This window comes from Shewanella sp. N2AIL, assembly GCF_022690845.1.
Taxonomy (GTDB): Bacteria; Pseudomonadota; Gammaproteobacteria; order Enterobacterales; family Shewanellaceae; genus Shewanella; species Shewanella baltica.
In genome coordinates, this window is record NZ_JALBYT010000034.1 from 32928 (window position 1) to 53493 (window position 20566).

Annotated in this window: 13 protein-coding genes; 3 read left to right on the top strand and 10 right to left on the bottom strand. The window is 48.3% G+C overall.

Annotated features, from left to right (window positions below):
• The first annotated feature begins 144 nt into the window (after nt 1-144).
• The gene (gene asnS, locus MO387_RS17270; protein ID WP_107947252.1) at nt 145-1545 is read left to right on the top strand and encodes an asparagine--tRNA ligase; all 1401 of its coding nucleotides are present in this window, start codon (nt 145-147) and stop codon (nt 1543-1545) included.
• A 243-nt stretch (nt 1546-1788) separates the two neighbouring features.
• Here asnS and MO387_RS17275 read toward each other — a convergent pair whose 3' ends face one another.
• The 10 genes from MO387_RS17275 to MO387_RS17320 form a co-directional block, all read right to left on the bottom strand.
• The gene (locus MO387_RS17275) at nt 1789-2154 is read right to left on the bottom strand and encodes a DUF1801 domain-containing protein (RefSeq protein ID WP_049770360.1); all 366 of its coding nucleotides are present in this window, start codon (nt 2152-2154) and stop codon (nt 1789-1791) included.
• 390 nt (nt 2155-2544) lie between these two features.
• Nucleotides 2545-3132: a cytochrome c3 family protein gene (locus tag MO387_RS17280; RefSeq protein WP_107947250.1), complete on the bottom strand. Its 588-nt coding sequence runs from the start codon at nt 3130-3132 to the stop codon at nt 2545-2547.
• An 8-nt stretch (nt 3133-3140) separates the two neighbouring features.
• A complete protein-coding gene (locus tag MO387_RS17285; protein ID WP_107947248.1) occupies nt 3141-3626 on the bottom strand; it encodes a nitrate reductase cytochrome c-type subunit in 486 nt (161 codons plus the stop codon).
• 9 nt (nt 3627-3635) lie between these two features.
• Nucleotides 3636-6125, bottom strand: coding sequence for a nitrate reductase catalytic subunit NapA (gene napA, locus MO387_RS17290; protein WP_107950200.1), 2490 nt, complete (start codon nt 6123-6125; stop codon nt 3636-3638).
• A 2-nt stretch (nt 6126-6127) separates the two neighbouring features.
• Complete coding sequence (locus MO387_RS17295) at nt 6128-6385, bottom strand: chaperone NapD (RefSeq protein WP_006086429.1); 258 nt, start codon at nt 6383-6385, stop codon at nt 6128-6130.
• A 41-nt stretch (nt 6386-6426) separates the two neighbouring features.
• Complete coding sequence (locus tag MO387_RS17300; protein ID WP_028760147.1) at nt 6427-6585, bottom strand: nitrate reductase; 159 nt, start codon at nt 6583-6585, stop codon at nt 6427-6429.
• A 532-nt stretch (nt 6586-7117) separates the two neighbouring features.
• Nucleotides 7118-10999 carry an ATP-dependent RNA helicase HrpA gene (gene hrpA / locus MO387_RS17305; protein ID WP_107947246.1) on the bottom strand — a complete coding sequence of 1294 codons (3882 nt, stop codon included), beginning with the start codon at nt 10997-10999 and terminating at the stop codon, nt 7118-7120.
• A gap of 115 nt (nt 11000-11114) precedes the next feature.
• The gene (locus MO387_RS17310; RefSeq protein WP_006081403.1) at nt 11115-11531 is read right to left on the bottom strand and encodes a CBS domain-containing protein; all 417 of its coding nucleotides are present in this window, start codon (nt 11529-11531) and stop codon (nt 11115-11117) included.
• A gap of 173 nt (nt 11532-11704) precedes the next feature.
• Entirely contained in the window at nt 11705-12994 is a 1290-nt protein-coding gene (locus MO387_RS17315; RefSeq protein ID WP_107947244.1) for a DUF2254 domain-containing protein, read from the bottom strand.
• A gap of 341 nt (nt 12995-13335) precedes the next feature.
• The gene (locus MO387_RS17320) at nt 13336-14367 is read right to left on the bottom strand and encodes an isoaspartyl peptidase/L-asparaginase (RefSeq protein WP_012089022.1); all 1032 of its coding nucleotides are present in this window, start codon (nt 14365-14367) and stop codon (nt 13336-13338) included.
• A 120-nt stretch (nt 14368-14487) separates the two neighbouring features.
• On the opposite strand from MO387_RS17320, the gene MO387_RS17325 reads away from it, so the two are divergent.
• Together MO387_RS17325 and MO387_RS17330 are read left to right on the top strand one after the other, a co-directional pair.
• On the top strand, nt 14488-16341 hold the full coding sequence (locus MO387_RS17325; RefSeq protein WP_107404962.1) for an autotransporter assembly complex family protein: 1854 nt from the start codon (nt 14488-14490) through the stop codon (nt 16339-16341).
• A complete protein-coding gene (locus tag MO387_RS17330) occupies nt 16338-20372 on the top strand; it encodes a translocation/assembly module TamB domain-containing protein (protein WP_107947242.1) in 4035 nt (1344 codons plus the stop codon). Before MO387_RS17325 ends, MO387_RS17330 begins: the two co-directional genes overlap by 4 nt.
• The last annotated feature ends 194 nt before the right edge of the window (nt 20373-20566 follow it).

A 20566-nucleotide genomic window follows, 5' to 3' on the forward strand; every position in this document is an offset into this window, starting at 1 on the left:
TCCCGCCGTTTAACTCACTATATCGCCCAATATCGATATTATTAACCTCAGGATACCTTTTTCAGCTTGAGAAAAGCCACCAGCAAGGTAATATAAACCTCCAAAATTTTCATATAAAACGTTTCGTTGGAGAATTAAGCAACAATGAGCATCGCATCTGTCGCATCTGTATTTAAAGGTGAGCACGCCGTCGGTTCTAAAGTCACAGTTCGTGGCTGGGTCAGAACCCGTCGTGACTCTAAAGCCGGCATCTCTTTTTTAGCTGTTTATGACGGCTCTTGCTTTAATCCTATCCAAGGTGTCGTGCCCAATAGCTTAGATAATTACGACAACGAAGTGTTAAAGCTGACTGCGGGCTGTTCTGTTGTGATGACAGGCGACGTGGTGGAATCTCCAGGCGCAGGTCAAGCATTTGAGCTGCAAGTGACTGAACTTGAAGTCGCGGGCTGGGTTGATGATCCAGACACTTACCCAATGGCCGCTAAGCGTCACTCGATTGAACATTTACGCGAATTAGCGCACTTACGCCCACGCACTAACATTATTGGTGCTGTTGCCCGCGTGCGTAACTGTTTATCCCAAGCGATTCACCGCTTCTACCACGAAGAAGGCTTTATTTGGGTATCTACCCCACTGATTACTGCATCAGATTGTGAAGGCGCCGGTGAAATGTTCCGCGTATCGACCTTAGATATGGAAAACCTGCCACGTACTGATGCAGGGAAAGTCGATTACGATAAAGATTTCTTCGGTAAAGAAGCTTTCCTAACCGTATCTGGCCAGTTGAACGCTGAAACCTACGCCTGTGCACTGTCAAAAGTGTATACCTTTGGCCCCACTTTCCGTGCTGAAAACTCAAACACTAGCCGCCACTTAGCGGAATTCTGGATGGTTGAGCCTGAAGTGGCCTTCGCTAACTTAAACGACATCGCAGGCCTCGCCGAAGCGATGTTGAAATACGCATTTAATGCCGTATTGACTGAGCGTATGGACGATTTAACTTTCTTCGCCCAGCACGTTGATAAGACAGTGATCGACCGTCTGCAATCTTTCGTTTCAAGTGATTTTGCGCAAGTGGATTACACAGATGCGGTTGAAATTCTGCAAAAATGTGGCAGAACCTTCGAGTTCCCAGTGTCTTGGGGTATCGACTTATCTTCTGAGCACGAGCGTTACTTAGCCGAAGAACACTTCAAAGCCCCTGTGGTTGTGAAGAACTATCCAAAAGATATCAAAGCCTTCTACATGCGCTTAAACGATGACGGTAAAACCGTTGCCGCGATGGACGTGTTAGCCCCAGGTATCGGTGAAATCATCGGTGGGTCTCAACGTGAAGAGCGTTTAGACGTGCTGGATATGCGTTTAGCCGAAATGGATCTGAACCAAGAAGATTACTGGTGGTACCGTGATATGCGCCGTTATGGCACAGTGCCACACGCAGGTTTTGGTCTAGGGTTTGAGCGTTTAGTGTCTTACGTGACGGGCGTTAACAACATTCGTGATGTTATCCCATTCCCACGTGCACCGCGTACTGCGAACTTCTAATATCCCTTAACTTGGGACTGCATTGCTAAGGCATCTCTATTAAACCTTAGCAAAACGAAAGGAGCTGACTATTCAGCTCTTTTTTGTTTCTGCGCATTTGCTAGCATGCTTAGCTAATACTCTGAGCTAATACCATGAGTTAGCAACATAAATTATCATCACGACCCAACACTAATGCCTAACACTATTACCTAACATCATAAGGCGAAACAGCCACTCATTCGCTTGATACTAATCCACTTGTTACTTATCCGCTTGATGCAGCGCCTGCGTGATATATTCCGCCACGTGTTTAGCTGCGATTTCATCGATTGAGGTTAACTTGATATGGCGGCGAAATTTGCCACTGCCTTCGAGTACCTTGTGTGGATCGCTAAAGTTTGCGCCCAGACTGAACTCCAATGACACATGCTGTTTATAGGCGAAAACCCCACCAAAAGCGCTCTTCGCGCTAAAGAGTATTCCGCCGTATTTAACAGTTTCAGAGATGTCGAGCGAGGATACGGCGGCAGTGGCTTTAACGGTTTGGCGCACGCCCTGCACGATTTCAAGCAGGCTCTGGCTCATAAAACCTATGTCTTCTAAGAGTTTTTCAAGTTGTTCATTCATCATCGCCTCCTGCGTAATGGTATTTTCCATAGCGGCCTTTTCATACTGACCTCTATCATACAATAACGATTCTTTGCTGATTGTATCCTGAGCTGTGAAGTGAATAAAACGCCATTAGCTGCTCGGTAACACAATTAATTGATTAAACCTTAATTCAGCATACCAAGTACGGCTTTAGGTCACTATGCCACGGTGCCATTACAATCAATAAAAAGGCCAAGCATCACTATGCTTGGCCTTTGGCTGGAGATGGCTAATAAACATTTAGCCGCACTAAGTCACACTTACTAACACTAACCAACGCTAAGTTAAACGAGACTAAACTACACAAAACTAAGTCACGATTACACAAAACAAAGTCACGCTAAGCAACACGGGGAACGATTCAGCTTAAAATCCCTTCACACCTTCCATATCAGGGAGATGGTGAGCAATCCCCTTGTGGCAGTCGATACAGGTCTTTTCGCCGCTCGCCAGTGACGTTGAGTGCATCTGCGCCGCTCTGGGTGATTGGCGGGTAAAGTCCATATACGTAAAGTTATGGCAGTTACGGCACTCGAGCGAGTCATTGGCCTTTAATCGCGCCCACTCATGCTCAGCCAGTTCGCGCCGTTTACTTTCAAACTTGTCACGGGTGTTAATCGTACCGAAAACCTTACCCCACACTTCCTTAGATGCCTGCATTTTACGGGCGATTTTATCGGTCCAGTTATGCGGCACATGGCAGTCAGGGCACGTTGCCCGCACACCGCTGCGGTTAGTGAAGTGGATTGTCGTCTGTAACTCTTGATAGACGTTGTTTTCCATTTCATGGCAACTGATACAGAAGGCTTCCTTGTTGGTCGCTTCAAGGGCTGTGTTAAAGCCGCCCCAAAAAATCACTCCAGCCACAAAGCCACCTAAGGTCAAAAAACCTAAACTGTAATGCACACTCGGACGATTGAGTACCTGCCAGATTTTTTTCAGTTTATCTAACATGCTAACTCCTAGTGTTTTTTCTGCTCAGTTTTAGCTTTGATCAGATGTTCCATGTCCACAAAGTCGTTCTCGACCAGTAGCTTGGCATCCAACTGCGGCACATGACACTGAGTGCAAAAATATCGGCGCGGCGATAATGTGGCTAAGAAGTTATTATCCCTGTCCATAAAATGCGTGACGCTGACCATAGGTGCTTGGGATTCCCCAATGCGGTTGCGGGCATGGCAGGCCATACATTTGTTCACTTTGAGATCGAGCTGATAACCGTCGATCTTGTGCGGGATCACAGGCGGCTGCATGGGGTAGCTGCGCACTTCCTTCACATCGGTATTACGCACGTTTTGCATCGCCGGCGGCGTCGGTTCCACATCAATTGGCGCTTGTCGCAGGGTCGCTATTTTTTCGTCGGGAATACTGGCGGCAGATACGCTCGTCATCATCAATGAACCGAATGCCAGTAAACCGATCGCTGAGACTAATTGTAGAGTTTTCATCGTGTTCTCCTAAACCTTGACGATCTTCACCGCACATTTTTTAAAGTCAGTTTGTTTTGACAATGGATCTGTCGCATCCAAGGTGACTTTATTAATGAGCTGGCTAGCATCGAACCAAGGCACAAACACTAAGCCCACAGGCGGTTTGTTACGGCCACGGGTTTCAACTCGGGTCTTAATTTCACCACGACGTGACACCACACGAATTTCATCGCCACGGCGCAGACCGCGCTTCTTGGCATCTTCTGGATGCATAAAACACACAGCATCAGGGAAAGCACGATAAAGCTCAGGCACACGTTGGGTCATAGAACCCGAATGCCAATGTTCCAGTACTCGGCCCGTCGATAACCAAATATCGTATTCTTCGTCTGGCGACTCAGCGGCGGGTTCATAGGGCAGCGCAAAGATCACCGCACGGCCATCTGGTTTACCGTAAAACTCAAAACCCTTACCTGCTTTAACATAAGGATCGCTACCCTCACGGAAACGCCACTTGGTTTCCTTGCCATCCACCACAGGCCAACGCAGACCATGGGCCTCGTGATAGGCATCAAACGGTGCTAAGTCGTGGCCATGACCGCGTCCAAAGGAGGCGTATTCTTCAAACAGGCCTTTTTGCACATAGAAACCAAAATGTTTCGCTTCATCGTTCAGATACTTAGGATCCGCATCCGTCAATGGGAACTTGTCAACATTGCCGTTTTGGTACAGAACTTCGAATAGGGTTTTGCCCTTAAACTCTGGATTAGCGGCTAAAACATCTTTTGGCCACACTTCATCTGTGGTGAAACGTTTCGCAAACTCCATCAGCTGCCACAGATCCGAATGCGACTCGCCCGGCGCTTGCACCATTTGATGCCAGAACTGAGTACGGCGCTCGGCATTACCGTAAGCCCCCTCTTTCTCAACCCACATAGCAGTGGGCAAGATCAAATCGGCAGCTTGAGTAGTGACTGTAGGATAAGCATCTGATACCACGATAAAGTTGGCAGGATTACGATAACCCGGTAGCCCTTCTTCGTTAATGTTCGGCCCCGCCTGCATATTGTTGTTCACTTGCACCCAATAGCAGTTCAAGTCACCGTCTTTCAGGCGGCGATTTTGCTCGACAGCGTGATAACCGGGTTTGGGCGGAATGATACCGCTTGGAATTTTCCACGTTTCTTCGGCACGTTTTCTGTGCTCGGGATTGGTCACCACCATGTCGGCGGGTAGACGATGGGAGAAAGTCCCCACTTCACGAGCCGTACCGCAGGCCGATGGCTGACCGGTCAACGAAAATGGGCTGTTACCTGGGGTTGAAATCTTACCCGTTAATAAATGGATGTTGTAAATCAGGTTATTACACCAGACTCCACGGGTATGTTGGTTAAATCCCATGGTCCAGAACGACGTCACTTTGACATTGGGATCGGCATATAGCTTAGCCAATTCGATCAGTTTATCTTCTGGTACCCCAGACAGTTTACTGACTTTCTCGACTGTATATTCGGCGACAAAGGCTTTGAAGGCTTCAAAATCGATTGGCGTTGAATCTCCCGCCGTTTTCGCATTTTTAGCTTTTTGCTCTAGGGGATGAGTCGGACGTAAACCGTAGCCGATATCAGTCGTGCCTTGGCGGAAATTTACGTGTTTCTTCACGAAATCCCAGTTCACTTTATCGTTTTGAATAATATAGTTAGCAATAAAGTTCAACATAGCCAAATCGGTTTGCGGGGTGAACACTATCGGTAAATCTGCCAGATCGAAGGAGCGATGCTGGAAAGTCGATAACACGGCCACTTTGACATGAGGTTCACTCAAGCGTCTGTCGGTCACGCGGCTCCACAGGATCGGGTGCATTTCGGCCATGTTCGAGCCCCAAAGCACAAATGCATCGGCGGCTTCCATATCGTCATAGCAGCCCATTGGCTCATCGATACCGAAAGTGCGCATAAAACCGACCACGGCCGACGCCATACAATGACGCGCATTAGGATCGATATTGTTAGAGCCAAAGCCCGCCTTCATCAACTTAACGGCGGCGTAACCTTCCCACACAGTCCATTGGCCCGAACCAAACATGCCCACAGCGGTTGGGCCCTTGGCTTTAATGGTCTCTTTCCATTTTTGCGCCATGATATCGAAGGCGCTGTCCCAGCTTATCGGCGAAAACTCGCCGTGCTTGTCGTATTTGCCATCGGTCATTCGCAGCATGGGCGTGGTTAAGCGATCGCTGCCATACATGATTTTCGACAGGAAATAACCCTTGATACAGTTAAGTCCACGGTTCACTTCACTGTTGGCATCGCCGTGGGTTGCCACCACTTTGCCGTCGCGAGTGGCGACAATCACAGAGCAGCCCGTACCACAGAAACGGCATGGCGCCTTGTTCCACTCTAATTTGGTTTGTTCTGAGCTGGTTATCAGGTTACTTGCGCCAGCGGGCAAAGCTAAACCTGCGGCCCCTGCAGCGGCGATCACCGCGTTGGTCTTAATAAAGTCACGTCTGTTCATATTCATTCTTCACCCTCTTCGAGCGTTTCACTCTGGTGGTAAACCATAGTGGCGGATAACACACCCGGAATGGCATTGATCGCTTCTATGCAGTCCATCAAGGCGCGCTGAGTCTCACCTTCGATAACCACGACCAATTTCACTTCGTTGTTGACGGAAAGTTCGGCATTTTCAATGGTCATGATCTCTTGTCTAACATCTGCCATTTTCTGCGGTAAGACCTGCACCACTAAACTGGTGATATGGAGTTCTTTGCTCATCCGACATTCCACTCTTTGTCTAATATTTGATAATAAAGCGATTAACCCGCTCCCGGCGGTCCAGTCAGGATCTGACTAAACCAGATCGCAAAGCCCAAGCCACTGACCAGCAGCACAGACAATAACGGCGCGAGAAACACGGTTAAAAAGATAAAGATTTTCAGTTCTAAGGATTTTTCTTCTGCGGTGCTAGCACTCATGCATCCTCCAAGAGGTGTGTTCCTGCCATTTTTTCGCGCTGGAACAAGCGTCAGCGGCAGGTTTTATGTATATCCGTTGCATCTTTAACTCACTCAAACATCATACCTTTTAGTTGTTAACAAACTGTATACCTCCAAATTGGTAAAGCTGATGATGCTTGATCCAGATCATCAATTTGACGATAGATTTAACTAGCTCATGGTTTGTAAACGATTTATTAGATTGTAATGAGGTGAATTCGGACAAAGAAGTTATTAAGGTGTGGCTAAAACATGGTCAAAGATCAGTTTTTTAGCAAGGTGAATGCTTAAAATTAGCGCTAAATATCTCCAAAGGAGTAAAGCAAACTGATTAGGGCGTGTTGACGTTTCGAGATTAAATGTTGTTTGCTCAGGCAAGTTAGTGATCGCAAAACGAGAATGACTAAAACCACAAAATAAAAACGCCGCTAAGTAAGCTTAGCGGCGTCATGAGATAACCAAGAATAACAACTATTGAGTCGTAAATAATGAATTCACTGACATCATAATTTTATACTTGCTGGATATGATTCAAAATGCGTTTTTCAGATATCGGATAAGCCGTGCCTAACACCTGCGCAAAACAGGAAACACGATACTCTTCAATCATCCAGCGTGCCTCGATTAACGCGGGCGGTGTCGGCTGCGATCGTGGCACTTTAGCCAGTTGCGCAGTCAATGCTTCCTGTACCTTGTTAATGCTCTGCATATGCAAACGGTCACGAGTCGGATCGACAGGCAACTTCTCGACACGGATTTCAATTGCCTTTAAGTAACGCGCCACATCGGCTAACCGATCCCAACCACAGGATTCGACAAACCCTTTAAACACTAATTTGTCTAATTGGCTTTGAATATCACTCATAGCAAAAGCGATATCTAAGCTAATTTTGCCCTTGAGACGCTTTTTAATGCTCTGGTATAAGGTCAAAATCTGCTCAACCTTCAAGGCGATTTGCTCGGCTGTCGGGTTGAGTTCTTGGCGAACCCAATCCTTTGCCTGCTCAAATTGGGTTTGATTACGCACATCGAGGGCTTTTTCATCCAACAACTGCTGCACAGCGGCGGCAATAATGTCATCAATCAAGATTTGCACTTGACCAAAGGGATTGAAATACATCGCCAATTTCGCCTTATTTGGCAAAGCTTGCTGCAAATGTTTTACCGGTGATGGAATGTTTAACAGCAATAAGCGCCTTAGACCTTGGCGATGGGCATCTAAGGCTTCAAACTCATCATCAAATAATTTGATCGCAACGCTGTCTTTTTTATCGATCAGCGCCGGAAACGCCCGCACTTGGTAATTGCCTTTTTGCTGTTGATATTGCTGCGGCAAATCGCCGAAGGACCACTCGGTTAACGCTTCTTGCTCTATACCTTTATCCGCCACCTGACGAATAGCCTTCGCCACCACGCCCTGCAACTCGGCTTTTAAGGTATCGAGCACCCGACCTTCGGCCACTAAGTTGTTTTTATCGTCTTCGATTTTAAAGTTCATCTGCAAATGCGCAGGGATCTGCGTTAAATCAAAATCTTCCGGCGTTATGCGCGTGCCACTCATGCGCAGCAATTGCTTGCACATAGCCTCAAGCAAACTGGCACTAAAAGGCACCATGGCCTGCACACAAGCACGGGCATAGTCAGGCGCGGGCACAAAGTTACGTCGTAAACTCTTAGGCAAAGATTTGATCAGCGCGATGCACTTTTCTTCCCTCAGCCCAGCCACTAACCAATCAAAATCGCTATCGTCGATTTGATTGAGCAGCGCCACCGGAATGTGCACCGACACGCCGTCATCCGCCGCAGCGGGTTCAAAGTGATAACTCAGCTGCAGGCGCAAATTGCCCTTGTGCCACGTATCGGGGAAATCCAAGGTCGAAATATGGTCAGCATTGCGCTGCATTAACAACGCTTTGCTGAAATCCAATAAATCCGGTTGCTCGCGCTTGGCTTTTTTCCACCAGCCAAAAAACAGCTGGGCGTTGTAAATCCCTTCCGGGACCCGCGGCTCGTAAAAATCCACCAACACTTGCTCGTCCACCAAAATATCGCGGCGGCGGGATTTATGCTCGAGGGATTCAATGTCTTCGAGCAACTTTTGGTTAGCGACAAAAAACGCTTCTTGGGTCTGTAACTGCCCTTCTGCCAAGGCGCTGCGGATAAAAATCTCACGCGCTTCAACGGGATCGATGGGGCCGTATTGCACCTTGCGACGGTGTACAACCGTCAAGCCGTAGAGCACTTGATTCTCAAGGGCGATAACGCTGCCAGGTTTTGCCTCAAAATGGGGCTCTACATAGCTTTTCTTGATCAAATGCGCCGCCAAGGGCTCTAGCCATTCGGGTTCGATTTTGGCACAGCAGCGAGCAAATAGACGCGATGTTTCGGTAAGCTCAGCCGCCATAATCCACTTAGGGCCTTTTTTGGCGAGCGGCGAACCGGGAAACACAAAAAACTTACGATTACGCGCACCTAAGTACTCGTTATTGTTATCTTTAAAACCAACATGGCTCAACAATCCCGACAACAACGCACGGTGCAAGCTGTCGTAATTGGCGGGTGTATCGTTTAAACGCCACTTTAAATCGTGCACGGCTTGTTTAAGCTGAGTGTATAAGTCCTGCCACTCGCGCACGCGCAAATAGGCTAAATATTCATCGCGGCACTTTTTACGGAACTGGCTAGCAGATAACTCTTTTTGCTGATCTTTTAAGTGCTGCCACAGATTTATCCAGCTAACAAAATCAGAACTGGGATCGGCAAAACGGCGATGGGCTTCATCACTGGCTTGCTTCTTCTCCATCGGGCGTTCGCGGGGATCTTGAATCGATAAGCCCGCGGCAATCACCAGCACTTCGTTCAAACAACCTAACTGCTGACTCTCGACCACCATACGTGCCAAACGCGGATCCACAGGAATTTGCGCCAAATTACGCCCAAGTGGCGTCAATACTAGCTTGCCGTGTTTGCTCTCAACCGCTTGTAATTCTTCGAGCAGCAAGAAACCATCGCGGATATGGCGTGGATCGGGTGGCTCGATAAACGGGAAGCCAGCAATATCACCCAAACCGATGGCCAGCATCTGTAAAATGACCGAGGCCAAGTTAGTGCGCAAAATTTCAGGATCGGTAAACGCCGGACGATTATTAAAATCCGCCTCATCGTACAAACGAATACAAATACCCGGTCCCACACGACCACAACGGCCTTGGCGCTGATTAGCGCTCGCCTGCGAGATAGGTTCAATTGGTAAGCGTTGCACCTTAGTGCGATAGCTATAGCGGCTGATACGCGCTGTACCTGGGTCGATAACGTAGCGAATGCCCGGCACAGTCAGCGAAGTTTCCGCTACGTTCGTCGCTAGTACAATCCGCCGACCTCTGTGACTACTGAAGACTTTGGACTGCTCGCCATAGGACAAACGCGCGTACAGCGGCAAAATTTCGGTATCGCGGTAATTACGTCGGCTCAATTGCTCGGCTGTATCGCGAATTTCTCGCTCGCCGTTCATAAAGATCAGAATATCGCCCAGCCCTTCGGCCACCAGCTCATCGACGGCGGCAAAAATGCCTTCGATTTGATCTAAATCGGCATCGCTATCTTGCACCAATGGACGATAACGGGTTTCGACCGGAAAGGTACGACCCGACACTTCGATAATAGGCGCATTGTTGAAATGCTTAGAAAAACGCTCAACGTCTATGGTCGCCGACGTAATAATAACTTTGAGATCGGGGCGTCTTTTAAGAATTTGTTTAAGATAGCCCAGAATAAAATCAATGTTGAGGCTGCGCTCGTGGGCCTCATCTATGATGATGGTATCGTATTGATCGAGATTGCGATCGGACGTCAATTCCGCCAGTAAAATACCGTCGGTCATCAACTTAATATAAGAGTCACTCTTAAGTGCATCGGCAAACCGCACTTTAAAGCCGACCACTTCACCGAGCGGACTTTGTAATTCTTCAGCAACTCGGCTCGCCACGCTGCGGGCAGCTAAGCGTCTTGGCTGGGTGTGGCCAATCATTCCACGGCAACCTAAGCCGAGTTCTAAACAAATTTTGGGGAGCTGCGTGGTTTTACCCGAGCCCGTTTCACCGGCAATGATCACCACTTGATTGCCCGCAATCGCGCGTGCAATGTCATCGCGCATCAAGGAAACGGGCAGGTTTTCAGGATAGTGGATTTTAGGGCGAGCGTTACGGCGCTGCTCAACCTTCTCAAACGCCGCCTGCGCTTGCTCACTCAGCTGGGCTAAGACTTGGGTCTTTTTATCTGAGTCGGCTTCTTTATTGAGCTTAAATAAACGACGACGGATCCTAGACGCATCAGCCTGATAACAAAGATTAAGAAAGGCGTTCGATAGCGGATGTTTGTCTGAGTTCAAATCCAAATTCCATTGCTAGCATCAAAAACGGCGATCCTAGCAAGGAAAGTGGCGCAATGGTATTGCTAATTACTCTGCACTCAGGATAAAGGCTGTCAGATTATGTCCACAGCAGCTCAGATTAAACCGGTGACAGATAGCATTGTTGCATATAGATATTCATTGCTTTGAGCACATTAGTACGATTTATCGTGCCTATCACTTTACCGTGTTCAACCACAGGATAAACCTTAGGTTTAGGCCCGAGCATTTGTTCAGCGAGTTGCAAAATACTGTCATCAGGCCCGACAAACAGCACTTCAGTGCGCATACAATCCTTCACCACTGAGGTCATATCGCAGTGATAGCTACTCTTGATCATCACAGCCAGACAATCCTGCTGGGATAAAAAGCCCACCAAATCGCCCGCATCATCAACCACTGCAGCACCCATTTTATTATTATCTAACAGCTTTTCGACCGCGGTCGCCAGCGACATATTCGCGCGCAGTAACACGGGCTGACGATCCATATGGTCACGAATCTTAATTAAGTCCATAGTCTTCCCCTCGAATTAACTCTACGTTTGAAGTCTAGTCAAAATATCGGCAAGGATGTGCGATTTATATCGATTGCGCTTATCGAGTATGTAAACCGAATGTCAAAAAGTGCTGACAGAATAGAAAGAAACAACAAACGGATACACAGCACGACGAAATAATAAATGTCTCGTTAAGTGTTAGACGAAGCTGCTGACTCGGCAAACTTGGCGGCGTCTTGTACGGCTTGTAAGTCCTCTTCGATATCAAGCACCTTTTGTGAACGCTTAAGTGCCAGCCGCCCGTGGTGCTCGGCCGCCGCGCGTATTTCCCCGTCACCACTGGATGCTAACGATTCAAGCGCTTTTTGTAGCCGTACTGCGACTTCCACCACTCCCGCGCCGTCTCTGGCTATCGCGGTAAACGCATCATCAAACATGTCCTGCACACAAACGTGCGGGACTTCAATGCGATCGCACTCTGGCGCGGGTTTGTCATCATCTGCCGCAGGTTCACCCCATAGTGTAAACAGCCGTACCAGTGTGCCTATGATGCAAATGGCCGTACCTGGGTCATTGACCGCGGGTGATAAGGCGCGGCCAGCGATTTCCGACAGTACCACCAAACCAAATCGCGGATCGTCGTCAAAAAGACGGGTATCACCAATCTGGAATGACTCGGCAACACAGGTGCAATCAATCTCAGTCTGCTCCGCACCATCGGCGCTAATGTATGCCAATGGTCGATTGGGCGCAGTGAACGTGCCCGGCAAGGCTGCAATCACGACTCGCACCTCGTTTTTCTCTGCCCAGCGCTGCATCGCAGCAATATCAATGTACTGAACATAACCGACGTTAGCCGCGTACACGGCTCGTCCACGCGCTTGGGGACGCACAGAAACGCCGCCAAGATGTGGGATATTGCGTCGCCGTGTCAGGGCATCGGCCGCCGCCTTTTCAACTTTCTCAATTGTGGTTGCCATGCGGCCAAGACGGGCAATGCGATCAACCCAACGTACAAAGGTAAAGATCACCATGCCAAAAATAAACGTGGTCAGCAGGAAGAGGATAAACAGACCTGCCGTTTGAAAGTAATCATTTTTAACCGCAGTGAGTGCCACAATACTGAAGATAAATGCCCCAACAAAGGTCGATAGCGCATTTTGAGAGGCATCATCGGCGACAACTAAAATAAATGAACGTGGTGTTGCCGTGTTCGCCGCCGAAGCATAGGCCGAGACCATAGAACCCACGGAAAAAGTGGCGATAACCAGCATGCTGGAAGCCATAACGGATAACAGCGCCTCGATGGAGGCCGATGACACCTTAGGTGCAATCTCGACAAGCTCAGTGCCATCAGCCAATTTTGCGACAAAGGCGACTGCAATCGATAATAGGCAAACAAGCAGTGGTTTAACCCAAAGTCGATGGCGAAACCGATTGAGGAAAACCCTGACGCGGTCGGTTAACACGGTAGAAATCATGTAAATATCCTTTACGCTGAGTGCAATCTCATGCAGACGCGATGAGTTCGCTGGACACAAACGACAGCTTTGACGGTGAGTTAAGTGCGGCTTTGTGTGTGACTATTGTACCCCTAATGAAATCAAACAACGGGCGACACCCCACATACCATTAACTATTCGTAATAGCCCAAACTTATCAGCTTCTTATTCACTCTTAAAGCAAAAATCCGCTAGCAAAAAGCGAGTGCCACTTTCGCAGCACTCGCTTTTTAAGGTTTATAAGTGATGTTTCTATGTGATATTTCTAAACAATCTTGTAAGCAATGTCCGTCTCGAACCAACTGCTTTTACAATTCAAGTTATTGGTCTTGCCAGATCAGCACTTGGGCGGGTTCACCATTGCTACGGGTAGCGCGGTACATGCCTTCGGTATTAAATGGCGTGGCGATATTACCGCGCTGATCGACGGCAATCACGCCGCCCGAACCACCTGCGGTGATAAGGCGTTGATTGATCACTTCATCGGCGGCTTGAATAATGGATTTCTGCTGGTATTTCACCTTGGCACAAATATCCCCCGCCACTTGGTAACGAATAAAGAATTCACCATGTCCGGTTGCCGATACGGCGCACACCCCGTTTTCAGCATAAGTACCGGCACCTATCACAGGAGAGTCACCAATGCGGCCAAAGCGTTTTGCTGTCATGCCGCCAGTTGAGGTACCAGCAGCTAAGTTGCCATTTTTGTCTAAGGCGACGGCGCCTACGGTACCAAATTTGTAATCGAGATCTTTCATCTCAACACCCGCGACTTGCTCTGATTTAGCCGCAGCTTGCAGTTTTTGCCTAGCATCGAGTAATTGTTGATAACGCTCGTCAGTATCAAAATGACTGTTTGGCACTAAGCTAAAGCCTTGAGTCAGTGCAAATTCTTCTGCACCTGCGCCCGAGAGCATTACATGTTCAGACTTATTCATCACAGCTAAAGCGAGATCAATGGGATTGGCGATATGGCGCACTCCAGCAATTGCGCCAGCATTCATGGTTTTGCCATCCATAATAGACGCATCTAACTCATGCCCACCGTCGTAGGTGTACACCGCGCCTATACCAGCATTGAACAGTGGGCTATTTTCGAGAATGTTAATAGCTGTTTGCACCGCAACTAAACTGTCACCGCCCTCTTCTAACACTTTTGAGCCTTTATCAACGGCTTCCTTTAACTTATCTTTGTAGGCTTGGCGTTGCTCAGGGGTGAGATTAGCCTTAGAAATCGTGCCAGCGCCGCCGTGGATCGCAATGGCGAACGGTTTGTCATTGGCAAAGGTGTTGTGTGACATAAAAAGTAAACCCGAGATAATTAAACTAAAGGTGGCTAATTTTGTTTTCATTCTTTACATCCCCTTAAAAAGTAGCGTCCTTTGTACCCATTTCATCGTGTAATTTCAATCATCTCCTTGCCTGTTGGTTTTATTCTGGCGACAATGATGCCACATCACAGGGACTATAAAGTGCAGCCATTTTTGCAAATCACCTCACATTACTTTCGTTTTTGCTTATTTCTGAGTCTGATTTCAGTCACATCCGTCGCTGCGGCGGCAGATGAATTTATTAAATTATCTGTCACAGGCGTGAATGAAGCTCTGCAACGTAACATAGTTGCGCACTTAGGCACCTTACCCGAATCCGAGGTGCAGCGCCGTGCCTTTCTGTTTAATGTCGATGACAATGTCAGCACAGCCTTAGAATCCATGGGTTACTATCATGGCGAAGTGGAAGAAAAACTGACGGAACATGACAAGGGACCGTGGGAACTAAAACTGGTGATCACTGCCGGCGAGCCAACCATAGTACAGTGGGTCGATATTAACTTCAGTGGCGAAATGCTCGATGATCGCGCCTTCGATCAATGGTTGGCAAAGGTCAACCTTAAGCCTGGCGATGTGCTAAACCACGGTGTGTATAGCGACATAAAATCGCAACTGGTCACCTTAGCTCTGGCCCGAGGTTACTTCGATGGCGAATTTACGGAATCACAGATTAAAGTTAACCGCGACATCAATACCGCACAGATAAGTTTGCATTTTGACTCTGGCAAACGTTATAAATTTGGCCAAGTCAGCTTCGAAGGCCATACTTTAGAACCTGAAATTTTAGAAAAACTTATTCCCTTTAAAGAAGGCGCTTCCTACTCGACTCGCCGTGTGGGCGCGCTGAATCGCCAGTTATTAGATACGGGCTATTTCGCCAATATTAAAGTGATCCCGCAAATCGACGGTGTCGAAGAGAGCCATATTCCTGTGCTGGTGGAATTAACACCTAAGGCAAGCCACGCCATTGAGCTCGGTTTTGGTGGTGATATTGGCAAGACAGATCAAGCTTTCGACCCAAGAGTGCGCGTGACTTGGCGGACGCCACAAATCAATAAATACGGTCACTCACAGGAAACCAGCCTTGAATGGTCACCGGATAGACCAAAGTTATTAACCACTTATACTATCCCCTTGACGCATCCCTTAGATGATCAATTAAAAATCCGCGTCGGTTTGCTACGGGACAAATACGGTGTGACCCAAGTGTATGACGCCGAGAATCGCGATTTTAGTAACACAGGTCAGCTTGAATCGACTAAATATCTTCTTGGGCTATTACGCCAACAAAGACTCGAAAACCAATGGCTAATGAGTTATTCGCTTGAGGCTATTCGCGAAGAATATACCCAGTCTGATGTCGATTATATGCCGTCGTTTTATCTGGCGGGGATTAACTTTTCGCGGACAACGCGCGGGGATAATTCACTCGATCCTAAGTCCGGTTTTAGGCAGATTTACAGCCTAGATTATGCCGATCCCTATTTGGGCTCAGAAACCCGTTTGGCGCGCCTACAGGCAAAATTTAAATGGATTGATACCTTCTTCGACAACCACAGAATTGTCGCGCGTATCGATTTAGCCGCCAACTTAGCCAACGAAAATGATCTGGCCTCTATTCCGCCTTCGCTGCGCTATTTTGCCGGTGGTGATCAAAGTGTACGTGGTTATGGTTATCAAGAATTGGGTCCCTATTTAGATTATGTCGCAGATGATGGCAAAACCAATCGCGAGGTCATAGGTGGCCGCTATTTAATGGTCGGCAGTTTAGAATATCAATATTATGTAACCCCCACTTGGCGGGTCGGTACCTTTATCGATGCGGGTAACGCCTTCGATAATAATCAATTTGAACCTGTTGTCTCTGTCGGTGGCGGTATCCATTGGATCTCCCCCATCGGCCCAATCAAACTGGATTTAGGGGTTGGATTGAAAGAAACCGATACCATTGAAAGATCATGGCGTATTCACCTGACCATGGGGACTGATCTATGAGCCAGCCCCCAGAGCATAATAAGCCAACAGAGCAAGACGTAATAGACAGCCCTATCACCGAAGTCACTGAAGCCATTGCGACCTCTGTCAGCCAATCTGTGTCATTCATCCAAAAACTGTGGCGGCAGTTCAAACTCTGGACTCGGATTATCATCTATGTGCCATTAGGGCTTTTAGTGTTAATCGCACTATTACTCGGCACTGAGTTTGGCTCGCGCATAACCGTAGGCTTAGCCGATCAATTTGTGCCCGATCTTGATCTCACTTACACCTCAGGTTCCATTAATAAAGACTTAGCCCTGTCCCATGCGTCTTGGTCTATGGCGGGCATTAAGGTGCAACTTGAAGATCTGCATTTACTCTGGCAACCCGCTTGCTTACTACAAAAGCGTTTGTGCGTGAACGGCTTATCTGCAGCCAAAGTCGATGTGACTATTGATACCTTAGCCCTGTCTGCCGACACAAACGAAACCCCGATAGTGCCGCTCAATGAAGAGCCCAACGAGCTGCAATTACCCTTTGATATTGAGTTAGACTCCGCGGAGCTCAAGGCTGTGAATATCCAAGTGGATGAGATGCAATTTACGGCCAATCGCCTTAACGCAGAGGCAAAGTGGCTTGCCGAAGGCTTGTCGGTTAAGCAGCTTTCCAGCGAAGGATTGTTCGTGCTGATCCCCACATCAACCGATGCCGCACACACGAACCAAGCAGCGACAACGACGGCTTCTAACGCCGACATAGCCGAGAGTACGACACCCAACGCAGCGGCCAGCACAGCCAGCACAACAGCCAATGCAACGCCTGATCCATCGGCCAACTCGCCGGCAAAAGACAAGCCAGCAAAAGACAGTAGTGCTGAATGGGCTCTAGCGCACTTACCACAAGTGTTTATGCCTTTTCCTGTGACGGTCAATGCCCTCACGCTTGATAACACCACGCTGCAAATCGGCGATCGTAAAGATGTCTTTAGCCATGCCGAGCTGCAAGGTCGTTTCCGCGAATATCAATTGACCTTAGATCATCTCGCCATCAGCCATACAGATGGCAGCGCGGATATCACAGGCAGTTTAACGCTCGATAAAGATTATCCACTCGATTTAGAAGCCAACCTCACCCTTAACCAATTAGCCGAATTACCTGAGCTGACTCACCAAGTATTAGATGTAAAGCTGAGCCAAAGCTTAGGGCAACTACAAGTCAACGCTGTCGCCAAGGGCGATGCCGACTTCACGCTAGATGGGCAGATAACGCTTCGCGATCCTAACCTGCCCTACAAGGTAAAACTTGAACAGACACGGCTGCAGTGGCCGCTAAAAAGCCCTGAATACTCAGTCAGCGATGTGGCACTGGAAAGTCAAGGCGATCTCAATCGTCAAGAGGCGAGCCTTAAAGGTGAACTGACGACGCCGTTCCATAAAGTACTCACCATAGACACTAGCCTTCAGCATCAAGATGCGAAGTTAACCATTAATAATCTTGATGCAACGGGCGCGATTGGTCAGGTCAAGCTCACGGGCGAACTCGATTATCAAAAAGCCATTCGCTGGAACGCCAATCTCTGGCTCAATGACGTCAAACTGCAGGAAGTACAACTGCCACAAACGGATACGGCACAAGCTGCAACCGGTCTACCGGACAGTTTGATTTCAGGAAAATTACGCACTCAAGGCTCATTTGCTGATCCTCGCTGGCAAGTCTCCCTGAACGACACTGAGCTCACGGGCACCCTGCAAGGTTATCCCTTCGATATCACAGGGGATATCAGTGTGAATGATTCCCTGTATGTCAGTTCTAAGGGGCTGAACGCCAAAGTACTGGGCTCTACTCTGGCACTCAAAGGCGAAGCCAACGCCAACTGGGATCTACAGGGTGAGCTGCAAGTGCCCGACTTCGGTCTTTGGTTGCCTAAGGCCAGCGGCCAATTGCAGGCGCAAATTAATGTCACAGGGGATGAAAAACACCCTCAAGTTGAACTCACCGCCCAACTCGCTGAACTGTTTTATCAAAACATTAAACTGCGAGAATCCAACTTAAAAGCCTATTACAAGCCGCTAGATCAACATGAATTTGCTATCTCGCTGAAATCAAAAGCCTTACAGATTGCGGATCAGAATTTAGATACAGTGACGCTTGGGGCGAAAGGCACGATTGACGCTCAAAAGCTGACCCTGAATGCCACGGGCGATCTTGGCCTAGATACCACAGTGAGTAGCCAATACGATGTGAAAAAATCGCGACTACGGCTCGATGTCGAACGTTTAAATCTCAATACCCCCGTTGGCCTATGGCAGCTCGATAACGCCATTAATCTCGCTTGGGATCAAAACAAGAATCAGGGCAGCATCACGCCGTTTTGCCTCATGAACCCGAACAGCCGCATCTGCCTAAACAGCGAGACGACAATCGGCAAAAAAGGCAGCGCGCAGGTGAGCTACTCAGGAAATCCGGGGCAATTACTCGTGCCGATATTGCCAACGAATATGCGCTGGGATGGCCCCGCCTCGCTGTTAGCTAATTTTGCTTGGGCTGCGGGTCGTAAACCCACAGCCGATGTGGACTTTGATTTTGCCCCTGGCAGTATCATGCTCAAGCGGGATAAGAATCGTGAAGTCACCATTAATTACCAACATCTGTCATTGCTGGCGACCTTAGATGCTAAACGGCTTGCAACGGTATTAAATTTTGAATCTGAAGGCGTGGCCAGTTGGCAGAGTGAGATCAACGTTAATGTCACCCCAGATCGTGCGCTCTCAGGTTTTGCCAATATCAAGCAAATCAACTTACAACCACTGGGAGAATTTTTCCCGCAACTCAATACAGTACAAGGCTTGCTGACCAGTCAGCTTAACTTTGCGGGCAGTCTAGAGGCGCCAGAAGTGTCGGGAAGCATGGCCTTAACGGAGGGCTCCTTAGCCCTGACGGCAAACCCGACGCTAATCGACAAAATTGATATGTCAATGTCGTTCGCGGGTCAACAAGCCGAGCTCAAGGGTCGCTGGATGATGGGCAATGGCTTGGGTCGAGTGACTGGCCAGCTGCAATGGCCACAAGGTCAATTTAGCGGTGAATTAGCCCTTGAAGGTGACAAACTTGCCGTGATCCAACCGCCACTGGCTATCCTTGATGTTTCACCCGACATCAATTTAACCTTCAACAGTAAACAATTAACGGTGAAGGGCAAAATAGCCGTTCCTTCTGGCAACATTAAAATTGTGCCATTAGCGGAAGGTGGTATCGCCACATCTGATGACGTGGTATTTGACGACTCCATTGCCGCCACGCAACCTAAAACCAGCCCCTATGCAATCGTGGCCGATCTGAATATCAGTGTGGGCAACGAACTCAGGATTGATGGCATGGGCCTCACAGGTAGGCTCCAAGGAACCTTAAAACTGCAACAGCAAGCGTTCCGTCCGCCTTTGCTCTTCGGTAATATTAGAGTTAATCAGGGTAGTTACCGGTTTATGGGTCAAACCCTGAGGATCCGTACTGGTGAAGTGCAGTTTGTGGGGCCAACGTCAGTGCCTAACCTGAATATTGAGGCAATACGCGAGATTAAGAGTGAAGACTTAGTCGCGGGTGTGCGCGTCACTGGCACTCCCGCCCGTCCTGTGGTGACCCTGTTCTCTAATCCTGCCAAAGAGCAGGCTGAGATCTTGTCTTACATTATTAAAGGCAGTGGTTTTAACAGTGCCAACAATGAGCAAAATAACTCATTGATGATGGGCGCAGCCTTAGGTTTAAGCTCGCAGGTGGGCGGCGGCGCCATTAACAACATAGGGAATACCGCGACCGGATTGATTGAAGAGTTTGGTTTCTCTAACGTACAACTCGACACCAACGATGAGGGCCGTGTGGCGATCAGTGGCTTTATCGGCGAGAACTTGATGGTGAAATACGGGGTGGGCGTGTTTAACCCTGGCTATGAGATGACGGTCAGATATTACCTGCTCTCGCAGCTTTATCTTGAAACCGTATCGGGCACTTTAGGCCAATCCCTTGATATCTATTACAACTTCAATATCAAGTAGCAAAGTCAGACTCAAATTCAGGTGGAGTGTCGATACACTCTGCCTGTCTATGATAAGTATTACGCCACAGTAAAGAATCCGCCTTCTTAGAAGGCGGCTTTGACTTGCCCCTGGAAGGGGCTATTCCAAGAACCTACATCATCTGCAACGACAATTGAGCCTCATGTTCCTGATCTTGTTTATCTTGATGGCGC

Bases quoted from the DNA above. Each gene is read 5' to 3' on its own strand.
- asnS (WP_107947252.1), top strand. From the start codon at position 145: ATGAGCATCGCATCTGTCGCATCTGTATTTAAAGGTGAGCACGCCGTC.
- MO387_RS17275 (WP_049770360.1), bottom strand. From the start codon at position 2,154: ATGAATGAACAACTTGAAAAACTCTTAGAAGACATAGGTTTTATGAGC.
- MO387_RS17280 (WP_107947250.1), bottom strand. From the start codon at position 3,132: ATGTTAGATAAACTGAAAAAAATCTGGCAGGTACTCAATCGTCCGAGT.
- MO387_RS17285 (WP_107947248.1), bottom strand. From the start codon at position 3,626: ATGAAAACTCTACAATTAGTCTCAGCGATCGGTTTACTGGCATTCGGT.
- napA (WP_107950200.1), bottom strand. From the start codon at position 6,125: ATGAACAGACGTGACTTTATTAAGACCAACGCGGTGATCGCCGCTGCA.
- MO387_RS17295 (WP_006086429.1), bottom strand. From the start codon at position 6,385: ATGAGCAAAGAACTCCATATCACCAGTTTAGTGGTGCAGGTCTTACCG.
- MO387_RS17300 (WP_028760147.1), bottom strand. From the start codon at position 6,585: ATGAGTGCTAGCACCGCAGAAGAAAAATCCTTAGAACTGAAAATCTTT.
- MO387_RS17310 (WP_006081403.1), bottom strand. From the start codon at position 11,531: ATGGACTTAATTAAGATTCGTGACCATATGGATCGTCAGCCCGTGTTA.
- MO387_RS17315 (WP_107947244.1), bottom strand. From the start codon at position 12,994: ATGATTTCTACCGTGTTAACCGACCGCGTCAGGGTTTTCCTCAATCGG.
- MO387_RS17320 (WP_012089022.1), bottom strand. From the start codon at position 14,367: ATGAAAACAAAATTAGCCACCTTTAGTTTAATTATCTCGGGTTTACTT.
- MO387_RS17330 (WP_107947242.1), top strand. From the start codon at position 16,338: ATGAGCCAGCCCCCAGAGCATAATAAGCCAACAGAGCAAGACGTAATA.